The organism is Achromobacter sp. UMC71, from assembly GCF_014170305.1.
GTDB lineage: Bacteria > Pseudomonadota > Gammaproteobacteria > Burkholderiales > Burkholderiaceae_B > Achromobacter.
Genome location: NZ_LZZT01000056.1, coordinates 87,085 through 107,515, shown reverse-complemented (window position 1 = coordinate 107,515; position 20,431 = coordinate 87,085). Strand labels below are relative to the sequence as shown.

Sequence of the window (20,431 nt, the reverse complement as noted above, 5' to 3'; positions counted from 1 at the left end):
CTGCAAGCCGCATCTGATAAAGTTTTCGGCTGTCTTTTTTGCATGAGGGAGCGTTAACGATGGAAGACGCCTTGAAGGAATTCAACGCCTGGGCCCCCAGGCTGGTGGATCTGGGCATCAATCTGCTGGTGGCCCTGCTGATCCTGGTCATCGGCTGGTGGGTGTCGGCGCTGCTCGGCCGCTGGGTGCGGCGTATCGCCACGCGTTCCAGCAAGATCGATCCGACGATCGTGCCGATGTTCTACAGCACCGTGGTCTGGACGGTGCGCATCTTCACCCTCATCGCGGTGCTGGCGCGCTTTGGTGTGCAGACCGCCAGCCTGATCGCCGTGCTGGGCGCCGCCGGCCTGGCCGTCGGCCTGGCGCTGCAGGGCACGCTGCAGAACATCGCCGCGGGCATCATGCTTCTGATCCTGCGCCCGGTGCGCGCAGGTGAATACGTGGGCCTGAGCACCGGCGCGGAAGGCACGGTCGAAGAGGTCGGCCTGTTCCTGACGCGCCTCGTCCAGGTCGACGGCATCCACCTGACGCTGCCCAACAGCACGGTGTGGAACGCCACCATTACCAATTACAGCCGCAACAAGACCCGCCGCCTGGATATTCCGGTGCCGGTGCGCTATGGCGACGACCTGAACGCGGTGCTGGCCAAGCTGCAAGGCATTGTCGATGCCAATCCCAATGCGCTGAAAGATCCGTTGCCGCTGGTCAAGGTGATCGACTACAAGGAAAACGGCGTGGTCGTGAACGTGCGCGTGTGGGCCGAAGCGGCCAAGTACTGGGACCTGCGCTGGGGCCTGTACCAGGAAATCCGCAGCTCGCTCGAAGCCGCGGGCTTCCAGGCGCCGATTCCGCTGCGCGAGATCCAGAACCCCAAGACCAACGCGCCGGCTTAAGCTGCCCGCGCAAACGGAAAGGGCGTCCGTGCTGGCACGGACGCCCTTTTTCTTGGGGGGATTCATCGCGAGACGAGGCGCGGTAAGCCGCCGCGCCGCGATTCATGACCTGCGGTCGACCCGGCACCTGGCCGGCGTCGCGCGCAGGTTCAGGCCTGCATCGCCAGTCGCGCCAGTTCGCCCTTGATCCAGCCGGCGATTTCGCGCTGGCGCTGCGCCGGCATGCGGTCGATGATGGCCGTGACGCTCACCGCGAGCAGCGGTGCGCCTTGCGCATCGAGCAGCGCGCAGCCCACGCCTAGCGCGCCGCGCACGGCATGGTTGCCCACCACCGAATAGCCGCGCGCACGCGTGTTTTCGATCAGGCGGAACATCTCTTGCGGCGTCATGCCGCCGTATTCGTCCAGGCGGCTGGAATTGCGTTCGACGATGCCGCGGGCGACGTCGTCGGGCAGCGCGGCCAGCAGCGCCATGCCGCCCGAACCCACGCCCAGCGGCTGGCGCTTGCCGGCGTAGGTGGCCAGGATTTGCACCGGGTAGCTGCCGATCTCGCGGTGCAGGCTGATCGAATCGTCTTCGTCGCGCACCACCAGGAACACGGCGTCGCCGGTGCGGTCGGCCAATCGGCGCAGCACCGGCAGCAACTGGCGCACCCGCGGATCGCGGGACCGCGTGTCGGGGTCCACCGCCAGCTGGGCGCGGTATTTCTTGGTGCCCGTTACGGGCAGCACCAGGCCCGCGTCGAGCAGGGCCGCCAGCAGCCGGTAGATGGTGGGGCGTTGTATGCCCGTCAGGCGGGCGATATCAGTCACGCTGAGCCCGTCGGGGCCTTGGTCCCGTAGGGCGGCCAGAACGGCCAATCCGCGCCGCAATGTGCGTGGGCCTGCGGCCGCGGCATCGCTGTCTTGCATGCAACTCTCTGAACTTTTGGGGTTATTGCGGAACGGTCAAGGGAAAACCATAGTCCGTAGCGTGGACTCTACCTTGATGCACTGCTCGTGTATAGATCAGAATGCGTCATCCAATAATTCAAATCGTCCACTAGATGGACAGTATCTGCACGGAGACTCTATGATTACCGGTCAAAAGCCTGGTTTGCGGCGTATTGCCGCCACGCTGCTGGCTACCGCCGCAAGCGCTTTCGCAATGGGTTCTGCCCAGGCTGCGTATCCCGATAAACCTGTCCGCATCGTGGTCGGCTTTTCCGCCGGCGGCACCACCGACGTCATCGCCCGGATCATGGCCAAGGAGCTCACCGAAGCCCTGGGCCAGTCGTTCGTGGTCGAAAACAAGCCGGGCGCGGGCAGCAATATCGCCACCGACCAGGTCCAGCGCGCCGCCCCTGACGGCTACACGCTGCTGTTCGTGGCGGTGACCAGCGCCATCAACCAGACGCTGTACAAGAACGTCACGTTCGATCTGACCCGCGATTTCACCCCGGTTGCCCTGGGCGCCAAGGTACCCAACATCCTGGTGGTCAATCCCCAAGTGCCGGTCAAGACGGTGCAGGAACTGGTGGCCTACGCCAAGAAAAACCCCGGCAAGCTGGCATTCGCCTCGTCGGGCAGCGGCACGTCCATCCACATGGCCGGCGAACTGTTCAAGATGCAGGCCGGCATCGATGTGCTGCACGTGCCCTACAAGGGCAGCGCCCCGGCCATCACCGACCTGATCGGCGGCCAGGTGCAGTTCATGTTCGACAACATGCCGTCGGCCTGGCCGCACGCGCAGTCGGGCAAGCTGCGCGCGCTGGCGGTGACCACCTCCGAACGCTCCAAGAGCGCGCCGGACGTGCCCACCATGAAGGAAGCCGGTTTCGCCAACTTCGACGTGTCGTCGTGGTTCGGCCTGATCGCCCCGGCCGGCACGCCGCCCGACGTGGTCAACAAGCTGAACGCCGCCATGGTCAAGGCGCTGGACAAGCCCGAAGTGCAGCTCAGCTTCGAAAAGCTGGGCGCCGTGGGCGTGAAGACCACGCCGGCCGAATTCGGCCAGTTCATCAAGTCGGAAGTGGAAGGCTGGGCGCCGGTGGTCAAGGCCTCGGGCGCCACGGTCGACTGACCCGCTTCGTGCCGCGGGCGGCTTGCCGCCCGCGACCGATGAGCAGGGACGGGCGGATGCCCGTCCCTATTTTTTTGTGCCGCGCTCGCCCCGGGCGGTGGCCAGCATCGCGGTGCAGACGCCGCGCAGCATGTCGACTTCGTCCCGGGTCAGGGCCACGCGCGAAAAAAGGTGCCGCATGCGCGGCATCAGCTTCTTGGGGTGGGCCGGATCCAGGAACTGCACCCCCACCAGCGCTTCTTCCCAGTGGGCCAGGAAGGCCTGCACGGCCTCGCCGGACGCCGGCTGCGCGCCGCGGGCGGGCTCTTGCGCCGTCGAGGCCGGCAGCAGCGGGGCGCCTTGGTCCACCAGCAGGGCATAGCGCAATTCCCAGGCGGCCAGCTGCAGGGCCTGAGCCACGTTCAATGAGCTGTACTCCGGATTGGCCGGGATGTGGCAGATGCGGTGGCACAGCCCGATCTGCTCATTGGTCAGCCCGGCGCGCTCGGTGCCCAGCACGATGGCGGTGCTGCCTTCGGTCGTGTCGGTCAGGTGCGCCCGCGCCAGGTCGGCCGCCTGGCGGATGTCGCAGGGCGGGGGACCCAGGTCGCGCACCCGGGCGGTCAGGGCGAACGCCAGGGTCACGGGCGCCAGGGCCTCTTCCAGGGTGTCGTGGATGTGCGCGTTCTCCAGCACGTCCAGGGCGCCGCTGGCCAGGGCCACGGCTTCCGGCTGGGTGGTCACATCGGCGAATTTGGGCCCCACCAGCACCAGTTCGGAGAAGCCCATGGTCTTGATCGCACGGGCCGCCGAACCGACGTTTCCGGGGTGGCTGGGGTTCACCATAATGAAGCGAACGCGTGAAAATGCTTGAGTCATTTAAAATGGCACGTTTGGCTTAGTGCCTTCCTGGTTTTTTGGGTCGATTTCCCCTATGGGGACAACGGCCGGCCCGGGGGGCGGCTAGCGGCCTACTCACCGCATACGTACGGAATTTTATGCACCCGATGCTCAACATCGCCATCAAGGCGGCCCGGCGTGCCGGCACCATTATCAACCGTGCCAGCATGGATTTGGAACGACTCACCGTGGCTCGCAAGGGGCCGCGCGATTATGTCACGGAAGTGGATCGCGCCGCCGAGGAGTCCATTGTCGAGACGCTGCACGCCGCTTACCCGGATCACGCGGTCCTGGGCGAGGAATTCGGCTTGCAAGGTCCCGACCAAGCCGAATTCCAATGGATCATCGATCCCCTGGACGGCACCACCAACTTCATCCACGGTTTGCCCAACTACGCCGTGTCGATCGCGCTGACGCAGCGCGGCCAGGTCACGCAGGCGGTCATCTATGACCCGTCGCGCAACGAGCTGTTCACCGCCAGCCGTGGCAGCGGCACGTTCCTGAACGACCGCCGCGTGCGCGTCTCGGGCCGCACCCGCTACCACGAGGCCCTGCTGGGCGCGCACTGGCCCAACTCCGGCGATCCCGAGCAAGGTTCGGCGCGCTTTCGCAACATGGCCGAAGGCAGCACGGGCGTGCGCCGCCTGGGCGCCACGGTGCTGGACCTGGCCTACGTGGCCTGCGGCCGCCTGGATGGCTTCTGCGGCGTGGGCCTCAAGCCCTGGGACCTGGCAGCCGGCAGCCTGATGGTGCTGGAAGCCGGTGGCCTGATCGCCGACTTCGACGGCGAGCAAGGCTGGATGGACACCGGCAACGTGCTGGCCGCCAGCCCGAAGATCTTCACCCAGATGCTGTCGGCCCTGAACCCGGCGCCGGCGGCCTGAGCCGCCTGTCCGGTCCGGCGGCCATTGCCCGCCGGTCGGCCGCCTGAGACGGCGGCGCGATCCGGCCGCGCCTTGCGCGCGGCCTGCCCACCGGCCCTTTGCGGCCGGTTTTTTCATGCGCGCCGCGGCACGCGTCAGTGCCGCGCAACCCGCGGCCGTAGGGCGTGTGGACGAGGCGTGTCACCGGCGTGTCACGGATTTTCCATGTACGATTACCGGTCGTGTAACTTCTGGAGCTCCTGATGGAGTGGCTGCTGGACCCCGCTGCGTGGGTCGGCTTGCTTACCCTGGTCGTCCTTGAGATCGTCCTGGGAATTGATAACCTCATTTTCATCGCCATCCTGGCGGACAAGCTGCCGCCGTCGCAGCGCGACCGCGCGCGCATCCTGGGCCTGAGCCTGGCGCTCTTCATGCGGCTTGGCCTGCTGTCGGTCATGTCGTGGCTCGTCACCCTGACCACCCCCCTGTTTTCAGTCGGACCGCTATCGCCCTCGGGCCGCGACCTGATCCTCATGGCCGGCGGTTTCTTCCTGCTGTTCAAAGGCACGATGGAGCTGCACGAGCGCCTGGAAGGCGGCCAGCATGGCGGCTCGTCCGGGCCGCGCGTGTACGCCAGCTTCTGGGTCATCGTGACGCAGATCGTGGTGCTGGATGCCGTGTTCTCGCTGGACTCGGTCATCACCGCCGTCGGCATGGTCGACCACCTGGCCATCATGATGATCGCCGTGGTCATCGCCATCGGCATCATGCTGCTGGCGTCCAAGCCGCTGACGCGCTTCGTCAACGCCCACCCCACGGTCGTGGTGCTGTGCCTGGGCTTCCTGTTGATGATCGGCTTTTCGCTGCTGGCCGAGGCCTTCGGCTTCAAGGTGCCCAAGGGCTACCTGTACGCCGCGATCGGCTTCTCGGTGGCCATCGAAGCGCTCAACCAGGTGGCGCGCCGCAACCTGCTCAAGCTGGACGCCCGCCGCCCCATGCGCGAACGCACCGCGTCGGCCGTGCTGCGCATGCTGGGCAAGCGCCCGCCCGCCGAAGAACCCGACCTGCCCAGCGCCGACGGCCCGGCCATGCCGGCGTTCGGGGTCGAAGAGCGCAATATGGTCAGCGGCGTGCTGACCCTGGCCGAGCGTTCCATCCGGTCGATCATGACGCCGCGCACGGACGTGTCCTGGATCAACATCGACGACGACCCGGAAACCATCCGGCGCCAGATCACCGAGGCGCCGCACAGCTTCTTCCCGGTGTGCCGCGGCTCGCTGGACGAAGTGCTGGGCATCGCCCGCGCCAAGGACCTGGTGGCCGACCTGATCACCGAAGGCCGCGTGCGCCGCAACCGCCTGCGCGATCCGATCATCGTCCACGAGGCCATCGGCATTCTGCGCCTGATGGATACGCTCAAGCGCTCGCGCGGCCAGTTGGTGCTGGTGGCTGACGAGTTCGGCGCCATCGAGGGGCTGGTGACACCGATCGACGTGTTTGAAGCCATCGCCGGCGAATTCCCCGACGAAGACGAACTGCCCGACATCGTCGCCGACGGCCCCAACACCTGGAAGATCGACGGCGCGGCCGACCTGCATCATGTCGAGCAGGTGCTCGAAACCGAAGGCCTGGTCGACGACGCCCAGGAATTCTCCACGTTGGCCGGCTACCTGTTGTCGCGCTTCGGCCACCTGCCCAAGCCGGGCGACGTGTGCGAATACGATATCCACCACGACCATTTCCGCTTTGAAGTCGTGGAAATGGATGGCCGCCGCATCGCGCTGGTGCGCGTCGAAAAGCGCGCGCCGGAACCGCTGGACGAAGACGCCTCGCTGACCAGCGATTAGCGCCGATAAGCCCTAGCCCCGCCCTTGTTTACCTGGAATCCCGCCATCGTGACTGACTCCACGCTATACCTGATCAAAGCCTTCATCCTTGGCATCGTCGAGGGCCTGACCGAGTTCATCCCCGTGTCCAGCACGGGTCACCTGATCCTGATCGGCGACTGGATCAATTTCGAATCCAGCCAAGGCAAGGTTTTTGAAGTCGTGATCCAGCTGGGGTCGATCCTGGCGGTGATGTGGATCTTCCGGGCCCGCCTGATGCAGTTGATCCGCGGCACCCTGACCGGGGTGCCCAGCGAGGTGGCCTTTACCCGCAACCTGCTGATTGCCTTCCTGCCCGCCGCCGTCATCGGCGCCATCTTCATCAAGTCCATCAAGCAGGTGTTCTATCACCCGGGCGTGGTGGTGGTGACGCTGGTGCTGGGCGGCCTGATCATGCTGTACGTCGAACGCCGCACCCGCCACACCCCTGGCGACGTGCCGGGCGCCGCGGACGACACCGCTTCCGACGAGCACGCCACGGCGCGCACGCTGGAACAGATCACCTGGAAGCAGGCGCTGGGCGTGGGCGTGGCCCAGTGCCTGGCCATGATTCCAGGCACCTCACGGTCGGGCGCCACCATTATCGGCGGCATGATCGCGGGCATCCAGCGCAAGACGGCCACCGAATTCTCGTTCTTCCTGGCCATGCCCACCATGCTGGGCGCGGCCGTGTACGACATGTACAAGAACATGGATCTGCTGACCCAGCACGATCTGTCCGGCATCGCCGTGGGCTTCGTGGCGGCCTTCCTGAGCGCCATGGTGGTGGTGCGCGCGGTGCTGCGCTTCGTGGCCAATCACACCTACCGCGTGTTCGCCTGGTATCGCATCGTGTTCGGCGCCATCGTGGCCGCCTGGATCTTCACCCGTTAAGGCCGCTGTCCCCGCAAGGGGCGGGTCAATGGAAAAAGGGCCGCGTCATTGTGACGCGGCCCTTTTCGTTTGGGTCGAGGCAAGGCGGGCGCGGGCCCCGGGCCTATTCCTCGGTTTCCAGGTCGTAGAACTGCAAGCCGTCGCGGTCGATGACTAGCCAGCCGCCGCGGGGCGGCGAGACGTGGTCGCAGTCCCAGTCGGGCAGCACCCAGCGTTCGCGCTTGGCGCCGTCGACATCCAGCACGTGGCGGGCCGGGCGATGGGTATGCCCGTGCACGAGCACGTTGACGCCGGTGTCGCGGAACACCTGCGCGATGGCGCCGGCGTTCACGTCCATGATCTCCATGGACTTGGCCTGGTTCGCGGCCTGGCTTTCGCCGCGGGCCTGCTGCGCCATGGCCAGGCGTTCAGGGATCGTCTTGGACAGGAACTCGGCCTGCCATTGCGGATTGCGAACCATCTGGCGGAACTGCTGGTACGCCGCGTCGTCGGTACAGAATTCGTCACCGTGGGTCAGCAGCACATTGCCGTAGTCGGTCTGCAGCAGCGCCGGTTCGGGCAGCAGCTTGGCGCCGACCGCGGCCGCCAGTTCCTCGCCGATCAGGAAGTCGCGGTTGCCGCGGCCCAGCCACACGGGAATGCGCGCGGCCGTGGCCTGCAGCGCCTTAAGCACCGTGGCGAGCCAGGGCGGCGCGGCGCGAATCACGTCGTCGCCGATCCAGGCGTCGAAGATGTCGCCCGGCAACAGCAGGGCGGCGGCTTCTTCTTCAGCGGCCTGCAGAAAGGCCAGGAAGGCCTCCGAGGTGGCCGGCGTTGCCGGCCCCAGGTGCAGGTCGGACGCCAGCCAGATCGGGCCGGCCAGGGCAAGCTTATTCAAGAACTTCGGCCTTCTCGATGATCACGTCTTCGTTCGGCACGTTCTGGTGGAAGCCCTTGTTGCCGGTCTTGACGTTCTTGATCTTGTCGACCACGTCGGTGCCTTCGGTGACGCTGCCGAACACGGCGTAGCCCCAGCCATTGGGCGTGGGCGCGGTGAAGTTCAGGAAGTCGTTGTTGGACACGTTGATGAAGAACTGGGCGGTCGCCGAGTGCGGGTCGCTGGTGCGGGCCATCGCCAGGGTGTACTTGTCGTTCTTCAGGCCGTTGTTGGCCTCGTTCTCGATCGGGGCGTGGGTCTGCTTCTGCTTCATGCCGGGTTCGAAACCGCCGCCCTGGATCATGAAACCGTCAATCACGCGATGGAACACCGTGCCGTTGTAGAAGCCTTCCTTGACGTAGGTCAGGAAGTTTTCAACGGTCTTGGGCGCCTTGGCGGCGTCCAGGGTGATGACCATGTCGCCTTGGTTGGTGTGAAGCTTGACGCGGGGGTTGGTGCTCATGGATTTTGTGCCTTCAGAAGGGGAGGTTGAGGGGGCGGCCGCAGGCGCGGCGCTGACGAGCGCTGGGGCAAAGGCGGCCAGCGCGAACGAGCACGCCGTCAGGCGCAGCAGGTGGAGAGGGGAGTAGCGAGACATCATTTGTGTTGCTTGTCCTTCAGCATGGTTTCGACTTCGCGAGCCTTGTCCTGCATGCCCGGCACGCCTTCGCTGGCGGCCTGCTTGTAGGTGCGCAGCGCCTGCAGCAATTGCAGGTCGCCCAGGTTGGCGCGCGCGGCGGCGTAGCCCGGGTCGGCGCGCAAGGCCATTTGCAGGGCGTCTTGCGCTTTTTCAAGTTCACCCCGGCTGGCATATAGAGCCGCCAGGTTGTTCCAAGGTTCCGGCAATTCGGGGAAGCGGGTCGTCATCTCGGTGTAGAGATCGATGGCTTCGGCCTTGCGGTCCAGGGCGGCCAGGGCGCGCGCGTGCTGGAACATCAGTTGCACGTCGGTGCCGCGCTGGTCCTTGATTTCGGCTTCACGCTTTTCGATCATTTCGAGCGCTTGCGCATTTTCACCGCGGTTCAGCAGGCGTTCGATGTAGGTGGTGATCTGCGAGGCGGTCGGCTGCAGACGCGTGTCCACGCTGGGCTGCACGGACTTGAGCACATTGGCCAAGCCCTCCCAGCCGCCCTCTGGGGGGATGGGATCCAGGGTAGTCCGGCTGGCGTTCGGGTTTTCTCCCGATCCCCCCGCCATGGATTGGGCGAAAGCGCCGGTCACCGGCGAGCCGGCCAGAGCCAGGGCGAGCAGGGTGACGCAAAAACGCGGCTTGATAGTCACGTGGGCATCCGTTAAAAGTCGTGGCCAGCCCGCGCTTACGCGTGGGGCCGGGCCGCTTGCTATACTTGACGACCGCCATTTTAGCCTCGGTTGAGTTTTTGGCTCGACATTGGGTAAAAAGGCCGGCCAAGCCTTGAAGGTATCGTCCTTCGGGCACAACGTTTTCCGCAGCCGCCTCGGAAAAAATTAGGACAAATCAAAAGCGCCATGCTGCAAATCTACAACACGTTATCGCGTACCAAAGAACCGTTCAAGCCGGCCCAGGCCGGTCAGGTGCGCATGTACGTGTGTGGCATGACCGTGTACGACTTCTGCCATCTGGGCCACGCCCGCATGCTGGTGTCGTTCGACGTGGTGCAGCGCTGGCTGCGCGCCAGCGGCCTGGCCGTCGACTACGTACGCAACATCACGGACATCGACGACAAGATCATCCGCCGCGCGGTCGAAACCGGCCGCCGCATCGGCGAAGTGACCGAGTTCTATATCGCCGCGATGCACGCCGACGAGCGCGCGCTGGGCGTGGCGCCGCCCGACCGCGAGCCGCGCGCCACCCAGTATGTCGGCGAAATGCTCGACATCATCGGCAAGCTCGAACAGAACGGCCTGGCCTACCAGGCCGACGACGGTGACGTGAACTACGCCGTGCGCGGCTTTGAAGGCTACGGCAAGCTGTCCGGCAAGACGCTGGACGACCTGCGCGCCGGCGAACGCGTGGCCGTGGGCTCGTCCAAGCGCGATCCGCTCGATTTCGTGCTGTGGAAGTCGGCCAAGGCCGACGAACCCGCCGACACCAAGTGGGAATCGCCCTATGGCCTGGGCCGCCCCGGCTGGCACATCGAGTGCTCGGCCATGAGCAAGTCGTTGCTGGGCCTGCCCCTGGACATCCATGGCGGCGGTCCCGACCTGAAATTCCCGCACCACGAAAACGAGATCGCCCAGACCGAAGGCGCCTTCGGCGGCGTGCTGGCCAACATCTGGATGCATTGCGGCCCGCTGATGGTCGATTCGGACAAGATGTCCAAGTCGCTGGGCAATTTCCGCACTATCCGCCAGACCATCGCCCAGGGCGAGCCGCCGGCCGACACGGCCGATTACCAGGTCAATCCGCGTGAAGCCGAAATGGTGCGCTTCTTCATCGTGCGCAACCACTACCGCAGCCCGCAGAACTACACGCCGGACAATCTGGTCGACGCGCAGAACGCGCTCGACCGCCTGTACCAGGCGCTGCAGAACGTGCCGGCCGACGGCCAGGGCATCGACTGGAACGAGCCGCAGGCGCAGGCCTTCAAGGCCGCCATGGACGACGATTTCAACAGCTCGGGCGCCATTGCGGCCCTGTTCGAACTGGCGTCCGAGGCCAATCGCACCAAAAGCGCGCGCAGCGCCGGTCAATTGAAGGCGCTGGCCAGTCTGCTGGGCCTCCTGCAACAGGACCCGGCCGCCTACTTCCAGTCGGCCACCCGCTATTCGGCCGCCGCCATGGAGCAGGGCGCGCGGCCTGAGCTGGGCGCCGACGCCATCCAATCCCTGATCGATGCCCGCGCGGCCGCCAAGGCGGCCCGCAACTTCGCGGAGGCCGATCGCATTCGCGCCGAGCTGCGCGATGCCGGTATCGAACTCGATGACAAACCGGGCGGCCTGACGCAATGGCGTCGAGCGTGAACCCCCAGGAAGCGCCCGACATGTCCATCGCAGATACCGACATTCCCAAGCCTGAGTATTGGGAGGCCGCCGTCGCCCACCTGATGCGGCGCGACCGCATCCTGAAAAAGATCATTCCCCAGCATCCCGAGGTCTGGCTGACCTCGCGCGGCACGCCGTTCGTGACGCTGGCGCGGGCCATCATCGGCCAGCAGGTGTCGGCCAAGGCGGCCGACGCCGTCTGGGAACGGTTCCTGGAAGCCGCCGGCAAGCGTCCCACCCCGGTGGCGGTGCTGCGCGTCGGCCTGGAAGGCCTGCGCAATGCCGGCCTGTCGCAACGCAAGGCCGAATACGTGCTGGATCTGGCCGTGCATTTCGGCGAACGCCGGGTCCACCCCGAAAAATGGGCGGCGATGGACGACGAAGCCGTCATTTCTGAATTGACCGCCATCCGGGGCATCGGACGCTGGACGGCGGAGATGTTTTTGATTTTCAATCTGCAGCGGCCCGATGTTCTGCCGCTGGATGATCCTGGGTTGCTCAAGGCAATCTCGCTACACTATTTCAGCGGCGAGCCTGTCTCGCGCTTCGAGGCTCGCGAAGTCTCGTTGGCGTGGCAACCCTGGCGTACCGTGGCAACCTGGTATCTGTGGCGCAGTCTGGAACCGACGCCGGTCCAATACTGACGCAAGCCAGGTCGCCCATCTACGGAACCACACTACATGCGCAATACATTTCTGGAATTTGAACAGCCGCTCGCCGAGCTTGAAAACAAGATCGAGCAGCTGCGCTACGTGCAGGCCGATTCGGCGGTAGACATCTCCGACGAGATCGGACGTCTGCAGCAGAAGAGCCAGTCCCTGGCCAAGGAAATCTACGCCAAGCTCACGCCTTGGCAGACGGCGCTGGTCGCCCGCCACCCCCAGCGTCCCTACACGCTGGACTACGTGCGCGAAATCTTCACCGACTTTCACGAACTGCACGGCGACCGCATGTACGCCGATGACCAGTCCATCGTGGGCGGTCTGGCGCGCTTCAACGGCACGCCCTGCATGGTGATCGGCCACCAGAAAGGCCGCGACACCAAAGAGCGCGCCGCGCGCAATTTCGGCATGCCGCGTCCCGAAGGCTATCGCAAGGCCCTGCGCCTGATGCGCCTGGCTGAAAAATTCGGCGTTCCCGTGTTCACCTTCGTCGACACCCCGGGCGCCTATCCCGGCATCGGCGCCGAAGAACGCGGCCAATCCGAAGCCATTGGCCACAACCTGTACGCCATGGCCGAGCTGAAGGTCCCCGTGATCGCCACGATCATCGGCGAAGGCGGCTCGGGCGGCGCCCTGGCCATCGCCGTGGGCAATACCGTGCTGATGCTGCAGTACGCCACCTATGCCGTGATTTCGCCGGAAGGCTGCGCGTCGATCCTGTGGCGCAGCGCCGACAAGGCCCCCGAGGCCGCCGATGCGCTGGCCATCATCGCGCCCCGCCTGAAGGACCTGGGCCTGGTGGATCGCGTCATCAACGAGCCGGTGGGCGGCGCCCACCGCGATCCCCGCGTCATGGCGCGCCTCTTGCGCCGTGCGCTGGGCGATGCCCTGCGCCAGCTGCAGGGCATGACGCCCGAGCAGCTCGTCGAACAGCGCGTCCAGCGCCTGCTGTCGTTCGGCGCCTTCCAGGAAGTGCGCGCCTGAGGGCTCCCGCGCGCCGGCCACCGCCGGCGCCGCGGCCGAGCAACCCTTGCGCCGTCCGCCATGACCACCCCCGCCGCCGACGCCGATCCGCTTGAGCCGGCCGCCGCGGAGCAGTCCTTCCCGTTTCCCGTCTCGCCTGAACTGATCGGGGCCCTGCGCCGCGCCTTGGCGTGCCTGCCGCAGCCGCCGGCGCGCATTGCCGTGGCCGTCAGCGGGGGCGCCGACTCGGCCATGCTGGCCGTGCATGCCGCCGCCCTGGCGCGCGCGGCAGGTTTGAACGTGGTCCTGTTCCATGTCCATCACGGCTTGCAGGCCGCGGCCGATGGCTGGACCCAGCAGGTGCAGTCCTTGGCCGACTTGCTGGGCCTGCCGCTGCGCCTGGCCCGGGTGCAGGTGGACGAGGGCAGCGGCAAAGGCATCGAGGCCGCTGCCCGCGACGCGCGTTATGCGGCGCTGGCCCGCCTGGCCCAGGACGATGGCGTGGCGCTGGTACTGCTGGCCCATCATCGCAACGACCAGGCGGAAACCGTGCTGCTGCGTCTGCTGCGCGGCACGGGCCTGGCCGGCATGGCGGCGATGGCGGCGCAATCAGAACGCGACGGCGTGGTGTACCTGCGTCCGTGGCTGGAGCAGGGCAGGGAAGCGATCCTGCAGGCCGCGGACGGTTTCGCCAGCGCTACCGGCTGGCATCCCGTGCAGGACCCCACCAATGCCGACCCGCGCTATACCCGGGCCGCGCTGCGCGAACTGCTGGCGCCCGTGCTGGATGGCCGTTGGCCCGGCTGGCGCGCCATCGTCGCCCGCCACGCCCGCCATATGGCCGAGGCCGCCGAGATCCTGGACGAGGTGGCGCGCGAGGACCTGGCCGGGCTGGAACCCAGCCCCGACGGCGCCAGTTTTTCGCTGGCGGCCTGGCGCCGCCTGTCGCCGGCCCGCCAGGCCCAGGCGCTGCGCTACTGGCTGGCACAGAACGGCGCCCGCATGCCCACCGACGCACGTCTGCGCGACCTGCTGCGCCAGCTGCGCGAACTGCACAGCCTGGGCCACGACCGGCAACTGCGGGTGGAGCAAGCCGGCCACGTGGTGCGCTGCCATCGCGGGCGCGTATGGATCGAGCCGCGCCCGCAAGCCGGGGCCGATGTTTCTTGAGCGCCAGGGAATTTCGCTCAAAACGACAGTTTTCGGGGAAAAATGACCGTGGAATGGAAAGAAAATTCCATGGCCTGCGCAAATTTTTACCGGCGAGATAGAATATGAGGTTTTGCCCGTCAACACTTGCGGCGGGTTCCCAGCCAGAGTACGAGATGTCCCTGATCGTTCATAAATATGGCGGTACTTCGATGGGCTCGGTAGAGCGCATCCGGAACGTGGCGCGACGCGTCGCAAAGTGGCACGCTGCCGGCCACCAGGTTGTCGTGGTGCCCTCGGCCATGGCAGGCGAAACCAATCGCCTGCTCGGCCTGGCCCGCGAAATCACGCCCCAGCCCGACGCCCGCGAACTCGACATGATCGCCGCCACCGGCGAACAAGCCAGCAGCGGCCTGTTGGCCATCGCACTGCAAGCCGAAGGCGTGGCCGCCCGCAGCTATGCGGGCTGGCAAGTGCCGGTGCGCACGGATTCGTCCTTCACCAAGGCGCGCATCACGTCCATCGACGACGCCCGCATCCGCGCCGACCTCGACGCCGGCCGCGTGGTCATCGTCACCGGCTTTCAGGGCGTGGACCCCGAAGGCCACATCACGACCCTGGGCCGTGGCGGCTCCGACACCTCGGCCGTGGCCGTGGCGGCGGCGCTCAAGGCCCATGAATGCCTGATCTACACCGATGTGGATGGCGTCTACACGACCGATCCGCGGGTGGTGCCCGAAGCGCGCCGCATGGCCGTCGTTTCCTTCGAGGAAATGCTGGAAATGGCCTCGCTGGGCTCCAAGGTCCTGCAGATCCGCTCGGTCGAATTCGCCGGCAAATACCGTGTGCCGACGCGGGTGCTGTCCTCGCTGACCGACCCGCTCATCCCGCTCGACGAAGAAATGAGTTCGGGCACGCTGATTACTTTTGAGGAAGACGAAAAAATGGAAGCCGCCGTTGTCTCCGGCATCGCCTTCAGCCGCGACGAAGCCAAAATCACCCTGCTGGGCGTTCCCGACAAGCCCGGCATCGCCTTCTCGATCCTGGGTCCGGTTGCCGCCGCCAATATCGATGTCGACATGATCGTGCAGAACCAGTCCGTGGCTGGCACGACCGACTTCTCGTTCACCGTGAACCGCAACGAGTTCGCCCGCGCGGTCGACCTGCTCAAGCGCGAAGTCATTCCCGCCGTGGGCGCTCGCGAGCTGTCCACCGACGAGAAGGTCGCCAAGGTCTCGATCGTCGGCATCGGCATGCGTTCGCACGTTGGCGTGGCCAGCCTGATGTTCCAGACGCTTTCGCAAGAAGGCATCAACATCCAGATGATCAGCACCAGCGAAATCAAGACCTCGGTCATCATCGACGACAAGTACATGGAATTGGGCGTGCGCGCATTGCACAAGGCCTTTGGCCTGGACCAGGCGCCGGCGACCAAGGCCTGAGGCTCGCGGCTCCGGCACGATTTTTTTCATACCCCGGGCCCTGCCCGGGGAAAATGGCTAAAAAGTCGTGCTAGAATCTCGTTCTCTTCGGAGATGTGCCCGAGAGGCTGAAGGGGCTCCCCTGCTAAGGGAGTATGTGGCTAAAAACTGCATCGTGGGTTCGAATCCCACCATCTCCGCCAGATTCTCAGCCTGGTTCGCCAGGCTGAATAAAAACCCGCAGAACGCAAGTTCTGCGGGTTTTTTCTTTGCCGCATACCGGCAGCGCGCTACTTGATCTTGCTGCAGCGAAAGGCCTCGATGCCTTTTTCCACGTAGTGCGGTTCGCGCGCGCAGGCCGCGCGCATGGCCTGGTTGGCCAGGGTCATCAGGTTGGCCGCGTGGGTCATGGCTTCCAGGCCGTCCTGGCCGGGGCCGATCTTGTCGTAGCGTGCCTTGAACTCGTTGGCCTGCTTGCTGTAGGCAAAGGCGCGCATCACGTCGGCATAGGCGATGGCGCGTGAGATGTCGCCCTCGGTGGGTTTCTTTTCGGCGGCGAAGGCCGGTCCGGTCAACATGGCCAGGGCGATCAGGGGGATGAGAGTGGCTTTCATGGTCGTCATCAGGAGTTCTTTCGCGGGTTGTCCGAGAGCAGGCCGGCCGTCAGGGGGCATGGGAGGTCTGCGGGTCGTTGCCATCACCACATCTTGCACGTCGTGCCGTTGTTGACGAGGTCACCGCCGACGACGATGCCCTTCTCGTCGACGTACAGCATGGTGTAGCAACTGGCCACGCCCGTGCGCCGCTGGTAGATGGTGCCGGTGTTGTTGCCGAAGCCGTAGCTGACGCCGCCGGGCGGGGGCACGTAGAAGCTGCCGACGGCTTCATCCCACGAGACTTCGCCGGAGGTCTGCCACATGTAGACCAGTTGCCCGATCGGCAGGTCTTCGCTGGCATAGACGCGGTCGGGGACGCCCCAGTCGACCACGATGTCGTTCACCGGCTTGCCTTTGTGGCGCATCATCGCCACGTCCCAGGTGGTGCAGGCGCTGAGCATGGCGCCGCACAGGCAGGCCAGCAGGGCCTTGAAGAGACTGAATCGCACTTTGTTTTCCTTGTTCAGATGCTTGACAGGTGCCCTACGCGCCGCATCATGCCAGCAGGTCGTGAACATGGCGAGAGGGGGGTGTGGCGTGTATTCAACACCCCGTGCTTGCCGTTACCCACCTGGTAAATCGGTTTTACCGGGGTTCCCATGGGGCAAGCTTGGAGAAAAACGAGGCCTTTTCATGGGGGCGGCATAGGGCCGGCGCCTGCACGGCGAGCCACGGGGCGCGGGCAAACTGCCCATGGCGTCGCATAGATTTTTTTATTTTTGTTACATGTGGCGGGGAAGGCTGCCCGGGCTACGGCTGTTTTTAACGACGTGCGGGCAGTGTCGCCAGGATCTGCCTGGCGATGTCATCGACGCCTTCGTCGCGCTCAGCCTGGGTAGGGCGCGCAGCCAGGCGTGATAGTTGGGGTTCCAGGGCGATCGCGAGCGGGGGGCAGGCGCTGACCAGATACGTCAGCACGTTGCAGGTCCAGATGGCGTCATTGGATTCGAAGACCTGGGCCAGGGGGGGCGCCAAGGGTTTGCCGATGCTTGCGAGGAAGGGCGCCAGCACTCGGGCGACGGGCCAATTGATGTCTTGCATCCAGGTGAGCAGGGCAGGCAGTTGTGCTTGAACGGCCGGGTAACCTGCGGCGACGATCGCCTGCGCGGCAAGCAGGTCGTGTTTGCCGGCCGGCAACGGGAGGGGCAGGCCGTGCGATGCGTCTGTATCTGCTGACAATGTTTGCTCTGTGTCGCATGGAACGAAGGGCGAAATCGTAGCCTCACATCTTAGTTGCGGCGCCGCGGCCCGATGCGGCGGGCTGAAGACGATCCGTCGCTTCCATGATCGTTCGCCCCTTGCGGATTCACGTAGCGCTTCTCGGCCGGAGCCGCGTCACGCAACATTTGAGAATATTCTTGAGCCCCCCGGCAAAGCGGAATTTTATGATCAATTCATGATCGTAAAACCCCGTCCGCGGGAAGCATTGACGGCGGCGGCCCCTGGGTTGCCCATGCTTCTTCTTCACCTGTTCGCCGTCGCCCTGACGGCCTGCATCGTGGTGGGAACGGCGCTTTACGCCTACTGGTCGTTCACAGGGGAAGTTTCCAAGTATCGCCGCCGCATGAACGCGGGCGCCTACAACGCGCAGCTGTATTTCGACCAGCGCGAGGCGCTGCTGCGTTCCGTGGCGGCGTCCGCCGTGCGCAACACGGATCGCATGCCGGTGTCGCGCACGCCCAAGACGTTCGGTGAAACCGGGCAGATCAGCGTGGATCCGTTGATTGCGCCGGACGGCGGCTACGAATGGGCGCTGATCCTGACGCCGCGCGACCGCGCGGATGTGGCGCGGCTGAAGGCACACATTGTGTACGTGTCGCCGGCGGATGCCACGGCCCGGCCCTTGTCGGCCCAGGCCGATGCGACGCATGCGGCGGCGCCGCTGAAGGACGAGAGCTTCCGATGGCTGGCCCAGACGCTGCGTCAGCGCACCACCCAACCGGGTGCGGACGGCCGTGCGCCTATTGTCTGGCTGCGTCCGCCCATGGACGCGGACAGCCGGCTGTTCCTCTACACCCCCGTCGATATCGACGGCGTGGAGGGCACTTGGATCGGCCTGGAGGTCGATGGGCTGGGCTCGGTGATCGGGCAGGCGCAGTGCGCCAGCGACGGCGCCAGTTATGCACTGTATGACGGCAACGGCGTGATGGCGCTGCACGGCGGCAGCTTGCCCGCGCGGGTCGGCGAGACGGCGGCCTACCTGTCGCGCGATTCCTTTCGCCTGCAGGGCGACGGCTGGTGGCCGCAGACGTTGGTGCTGGTCAAGTCAGTGGGCGAGGCGGGCTGGCGCCTGGCGTACTACGTGCCTATCAGCGACCTGTTGAAAGATGGCGCCCGATCGTTCTGGACGGCAGGCGCGGTGGCGGTATTGCTGATCGTGATTGTGCTGTTGGCCGTGCGCTATATCAGGAACCGGCTGGTCAAGCCTGCGGTGCGCCAGTACCAGGCGCTGGTCGACAGCGTGGCGCTGAACCAGAAGATCGTGGAGGTGGCGCCGGTGGGCCTGTGCCTGCTGCGCCGCTCGGATGGGGCCTTGCTGTTGTCCAACGCGGCGGCACGCCAGTGGCTGGGCGAACAGGACCAGTGGCGCGAGACGCTGCGCCAGGCCGGCGCCGAGACGGGCGGCAAGGAATATGCGCTGACGGACGGCCGCAGCGCCTACCTGACCTTCGCCGCCACGACCTACCAGTCCGAAGACGTGGTGCTGTGCGGAATCAGCGATATCACCGCGCAGAAGAATGTGGAGCACGCGCTGCGCAGCGCCAAGCTGGCCACCGACCAGGCGAGCGAGTCCAAGGCGATGTTCTTCGCCACCATCAGCCATGAAATCCGCACGCCGCTGTACGGCATCCTGGGCACGCTGGAACTGCTGGCGTTGACGGGGTTGTCGGGCCAGCAGGAGCAGTACCTGAGCACGATCCAGCAGTCGTCGTCGACCTTGCTGCGCACCATCAACGGCACGCTGGACCTGTCGCGTATCGAAGCCGGGCGCGAAGAGTTGGAGATCGGCCCCTACTCGCCGGCGGACCTGGTCGAGCAGGTGGTGGCCAACTACGCGGCGCGGGCGCAGGCCAAGGGGCTGGACCTCTACGCCATCACCGAGGTCGGCATGCCCTTGACGGTGATGGGCGACGCGATCCGGATCCTGCAGATTCTGAACAACCTGGTCAGCAACGCCGTGAAGTTCACCGAGTCGGGGCGGGTGGTGCTGCGGGCCCATGCCGAGGCCGACGGAATCGGGGGCCTGCGCTTGCGGTTCCAGGTGGCCGATACCGGGCCGGGCATCCGCGAGAGCCACCGTCTGCGGTTGTTCGAACCGTATTTCCGCGCGCCGGCGAGCCAGGACGGCGATGTCGCTGGCACGGGCCTGGGCCTGACGATCTGCCGCCGGCTGGCGGACCTGATGGGCGGCACGCTGTCGGTAGTCAGCGAAGAGGGGCTGGGCACCAGCATTTCGTTCTGCTTGCCGCTGCCGGCGGGTGGGGGCGACGTCCTGGCGCCCGCGCCGATCGTCTTGCAGCCGCGCGCGGTGTACGTGGACGGCGCCGTGCCGGAGGTGGTGGCCAATGTGTGCGCCTGGCTGAACGCCTGCGGTGCGATTGCATTGCCGTATCGCAAGCAGGCGGACGCCGTGGACCGGCCGGGCACCGTGCTGGTGCAGACGTGGCCGCCGGCCGTGCCCGAACCGCGCTGGCGCCACGAGCGGGTGTGGGTGCTGGCGCCCGGTTCGGGCCAGGAGACGTTCATGGCCCCGGCGCCGCGCCAGGCTATGGCGAGCGCCTTCAATCCGGTGAGCATCTGCCGCGCGGTGCAACGGGCGCAGGATGGCGTCGAAAGCGGCGCGCAAGGCCGGGATGGCGCCCAGCCCAGGCACCTGGGGCTGCGCATCCTGGTGGTGGAAGACAACGCCATCAACCAGCTGATCCTGCGCGAGCAGCTGGAACACCTGGGCTGCGCGACGACGCTGGCCTCCGATGGCGGCGAAGCCCTGCGGCTCTGGAACGCCGAACTGTTTGATCTGGTACTGACCGACCTGAACATGCCCATCGTCAACGGCTATGAGCTGGCACGGTCGTTGCGTGACGGCGGTTATGCCGGGTCCATCATCGGCCTGACATCGAGTTCCGCAGCGGAAGTCGCGCAGCGCGGGCTGGCCGCAGGCATGAGCCAGGTGTTGTCCAAGCCGCTGCCGTTCATGGCGTTGGCGCAAACCTTGCATGGCATCGCAAAGGAACTGAAGTGAAC

19 protein-coding genes and 1 tRNA gene are annotated in these 20,431 nt (G+C 65.9%); 12 read left to right on the top strand and 8 right to left on the bottom strand.

Annotated elements, in window-relative coordinates:
- The first annotated feature begins 59 nt into the window (after window positions 1–59).
- Window positions 60–893: a mechanosensitive ion channel family protein gene (locus tag A9974_RS27355; protein WP_183007308.1), complete on the top strand. Its 834-nt coding sequence runs from the start codon at window positions 60–62 to the stop codon at window positions 891–893.
- 149 nt (window positions 894–1,042) lie between these two features.
- Here the strand turns inward: A9974_RS27355 and A9974_RS27350 are convergent, their stop codons facing one another.
- Window positions 1,043–1,804 carry an IclR family transcriptional regulator gene (locus A9974_RS27350; RefSeq protein ID WP_183007307.1) on the bottom strand — a complete coding sequence of 254 codons (762 nt, stop codon included), beginning with the start codon at window positions 1,802–1,804 and terminating at the stop codon, window positions 1,043–1,045.
- Between the two features lie 160 nt (window positions 1,805–1,964).
- Here A9974_RS27350 and A9974_RS27345 point away from each other — a divergent pair, with 160 nt between their 5' ends.
- Window positions 1,965–2,954, top strand: a complete 990-nt coding sequence (locus tag A9974_RS27345) for a tripartite tricarboxylate transporter substrate binding protein (protein ID WP_183007306.1) — start codon at window positions 1,965–1,967, stop codon at window positions 2,952–2,954.
- A 66-nt stretch (window positions 2,955–3,020) separates the two neighbouring features.
- Here the strand turns inward: A9974_RS27345 and A9974_RS27340 are convergent, their stop codons facing one another.
- Entirely contained in the window at window positions 3,021–3,812 is a 792-nt protein-coding gene (locus A9974_RS27340) for an RNA methyltransferase (protein WP_183007305.1), read from the bottom strand.
- Window positions 3,813–3,931: 119 nt separating this feature from the next.
- Here A9974_RS27340 and A9974_RS27335 point away from each other — a divergent pair, with 119 nt between their 5' ends.
- From A9974_RS27335 to A9974_RS27325, 3 genes are all read left to right on the top strand, one after another.
- Entirely contained in the window at window positions 3,932–4,717 is a 786-nt protein-coding gene (locus A9974_RS27335; protein WP_183007304.1) for an inositol monophosphatase family protein, read from the top strand.
- Window positions 4,718–4,959: 242 nt separating this feature from the next.
- Window positions 4,960–6,543, top strand: coding sequence for a TerC family protein (locus A9974_RS27330; RefSeq protein ID WP_183007303.1), 1,584 nt, complete (start codon window positions 4,960–4,962; stop codon window positions 6,541–6,543).
- Between the two features lie 48 nt (window positions 6,544–6,591).
- Window positions 6,592–7,455, top strand: a complete 864-nt coding sequence (locus tag A9974_RS27325) for an undecaprenyl-diphosphate phosphatase (RefSeq protein WP_183007302.1) — start codon at window positions 6,592–6,594, stop codon at window positions 7,453–7,455.
- Window positions 7,456–7,558: 103 nt separating this feature from the next.
- On the opposite strand, the gene A9974_RS27320 is transcribed toward A9974_RS27325, so the two are convergent.
- The 3 genes from A9974_RS27320 to A9974_RS27310 all read right to left on the bottom strand — a co-directional run bounded on the left by A9974_RS27320 (window position 7,559) and on the right by A9974_RS27310 (window position 9,652).
- On the bottom strand, window positions 7,559–8,332 hold the full coding sequence (locus tag A9974_RS27320; RefSeq protein WP_183007301.1) for a UDP-2,3-diacylglucosamine diphosphatase: 774 nt from the start codon (window positions 8,330–8,332) through the stop codon (window positions 7,559–7,561).
- On the bottom strand, window positions 8,325–8,834 hold the full coding sequence (locus tag A9974_RS27315; RefSeq protein WP_183007300.1) for a peptidylprolyl isomerase: 510 nt from the start codon (window positions 8,832–8,834) through the stop codon (window positions 8,325–8,327). Before A9974_RS27315 ends, A9974_RS27320 begins: the two co-directional genes overlap by 8 nt.
- Window positions 8,835–8,968: 134 nt before the next feature.
- Complete coding sequence (locus tag A9974_RS27310) at window positions 8,969–9,652, bottom strand: tetratricopeptide repeat protein (protein WP_183007299.1); 684 nt, start codon at window positions 9,650–9,652, stop codon at window positions 8,969–8,971.
- A gap of 207 nt (window positions 9,653–9,859) precedes the next feature.
- Between A9974_RS27310 and cysS the strand changes: the two genes are divergently transcribed.
- From cysS to A9974_RS27280, 6 genes are all read left to right on the top strand, one after another.
- Window positions 9,860–11,314: a cysteine--tRNA ligase gene (cysS, locus tag A9974_RS27305; protein WP_183007298.1), complete on the top strand. Its 1,455-nt coding sequence runs from the start codon at window positions 9,860–9,862 to the stop codon at window positions 11,312–11,314.
- Window positions 11,315–11,334: 20 nt separating this feature from the next.
- Window positions 11,335–11,979, top strand: a complete 645-nt coding sequence (locus A9974_RS27300; RefSeq protein WP_183007297.1) for a DNA-3-methyladenine glycosylase — start codon at window positions 11,335–11,337, stop codon at window positions 11,977–11,979.
- 36 nt (window positions 11,980–12,015) lie between these two features.
- Window positions 12,016–12,981: an acetyl-CoA carboxylase carboxyltransferase subunit alpha gene (locus A9974_RS27295; protein ID WP_183007296.1), complete on the top strand. Its 966-nt coding sequence runs from the start codon at window positions 12,016–12,018 to the stop codon at window positions 12,979–12,981.
- 153 nt (window positions 12,982–13,134) lie between these two features.
- The gene (gene tilS, locus A9974_RS27290; protein ID WP_370539693.1) at window positions 13,135–14,130 is read left to right on the top strand and encodes a tRNA lysidine(34) synthetase TilS; all 996 of its coding nucleotides are present in this window, start codon (window positions 13,135–13,137) and stop codon (window positions 14,128–14,130) included.
- Between the two features lie 155 nt (window positions 14,131–14,285).
- A complete protein-coding gene (locus A9974_RS27285; RefSeq protein ID WP_183007294.1) occupies window positions 14,286–15,551 on the top strand; it encodes an aspartate kinase in 1,266 nt (421 codons plus the stop codon).
- Between the two features lie 89 nt (window positions 15,552–15,640).
- Window positions 15,641–15,733 (top strand) — tRNA-Ser (locus A9974_RS27280).
- Between the two features lie 87 nt (window positions 15,734–15,820).
- Here the strand turns inward: A9974_RS27280 and A9974_RS27275 are convergent.
- From A9974_RS27275 to A9974_RS27265, 3 genes are all read right to left on the bottom strand, one after another.
- On the bottom strand, window positions 15,821–16,153 hold the full coding sequence (locus tag A9974_RS27275) for a hypothetical protein (protein WP_183007293.1): 333 nt from the start codon (window positions 16,151–16,153) through the stop codon (window positions 15,821–15,823).
- Window positions 16,154–16,227: 74 nt separating this feature from the next.
- On the bottom strand, window positions 16,228–16,635 hold the full coding sequence (locus A9974_RS27270) for a hypothetical protein (protein WP_183007292.1): 408 nt from the start codon (window positions 16,633–16,635) through the stop codon (window positions 16,228–16,230).
- A 313-nt stretch (window positions 16,636–16,948) separates the two neighbouring features.
- Window positions 16,949–17,365 (bottom strand): DUF5071 domain-containing protein, encoded by a 417-nt coding sequence (locus A9974_RS27265; RefSeq protein WP_183007291.1) that lies wholly within the window; start codon window positions 17,363–17,365, stop codon window positions 16,949–16,951.
- Window positions 17,366–17,639: 274 nt separating this feature from the next.
- Here A9974_RS27265 and A9974_RS27260 point away from each other — a divergent pair, with 274 nt between their 5' ends.
- Entirely contained in the window at window positions 17,640–20,429 is a 2,790-nt protein-coding gene (locus tag A9974_RS27260) for an ATP-binding protein (protein WP_183007290.1), read from the top strand.
- The last annotated feature ends 2 nt before the right edge of the window (window positions 20,430–20,431 follow it).

Excerpts from the sequence above, each read along its gene's own strand:
- A9974_RS27355 (WP_183007308.1), top strand. The coding sequence starts at position 60 with ATGGAAGACGCCTTGAAGGAATTCAACGCCTGGGCCCCCAGGCTGGTG.
- A9974_RS27350 (WP_183007307.1), bottom strand. The coding sequence starts at position 1,804 with ATGCAAGACAGCGATGCCGCGGCCGCAGGCCCACGCACATTGCGGCGC.
- A9974_RS27345 (WP_183007306.1), top strand. The coding sequence starts at position 1,965 with ATGATTACCGGTCAAAAGCCTGGTTTGCGGCGTATTGCCGCCACGCTG.
- A9974_RS27340 (WP_183007305.1), bottom strand. The coding sequence starts at position 3,812 with ATGACTCAAGCATTTTCACGCGTTCGCTTCATTATGGTGAACCCCAGC.
- A9974_RS27335 (WP_183007304.1), top strand. The coding sequence starts at position 3,932 with ATGCACCCGATGCTCAACATCGCCATCAAGGCGGCCCGGCGTGCCGGC.
- A9974_RS27330 (WP_183007303.1), top strand. The coding sequence starts at position 4,960 with ATGGAGTGGCTGCTGGACCCCGCTGCGTGGGTCGGCTTGCTTACCCTG.
- A9974_RS27315 (WP_183007300.1), bottom strand. The coding sequence starts at position 8,834 with ATGAGCACCAACCCCCGCGTCAAGCTTCACACCAACCAAGGCGACATG.
- cysS (WP_183007298.1), top strand. The coding sequence starts at position 9,860 with ATGCTGCAAATCTACAACACGTTATCGCGTACCAAAGAACCGTTCAAG.
- A9974_RS27300 (WP_183007297.1), top strand. The coding sequence starts at position 11,335 with ATGTCCATCGCAGATACCGACATTCCCAAGCCTGAGTATTGGGAGGCC.
- A9974_RS27295 (WP_183007296.1), top strand. The coding sequence starts at position 12,016 with ATGCGCAATACATTTCTGGAATTTGAACAGCCGCTCGCCGAGCTTGAA.
- A9974_RS27285 (WP_183007294.1), top strand. The coding sequence starts at position 14,286 with ATGTCCCTGATCGTTCATAAATATGGCGGTACTTCGATGGGCTCGGTA.
- A9974_RS27275 (WP_183007293.1), bottom strand. The coding sequence starts at position 16,153 with ATGACGACCATGAAAGCCACTCTCATCCCCCTGATCGCCCTGGCCATG.
- A9974_RS27260 (WP_183007290.1), top strand. The coding sequence starts at position 17,640 with ATGCTTCTTCTTCACCTGTTCGCCGTCGCCCTGACGGCCTGCATCGTG.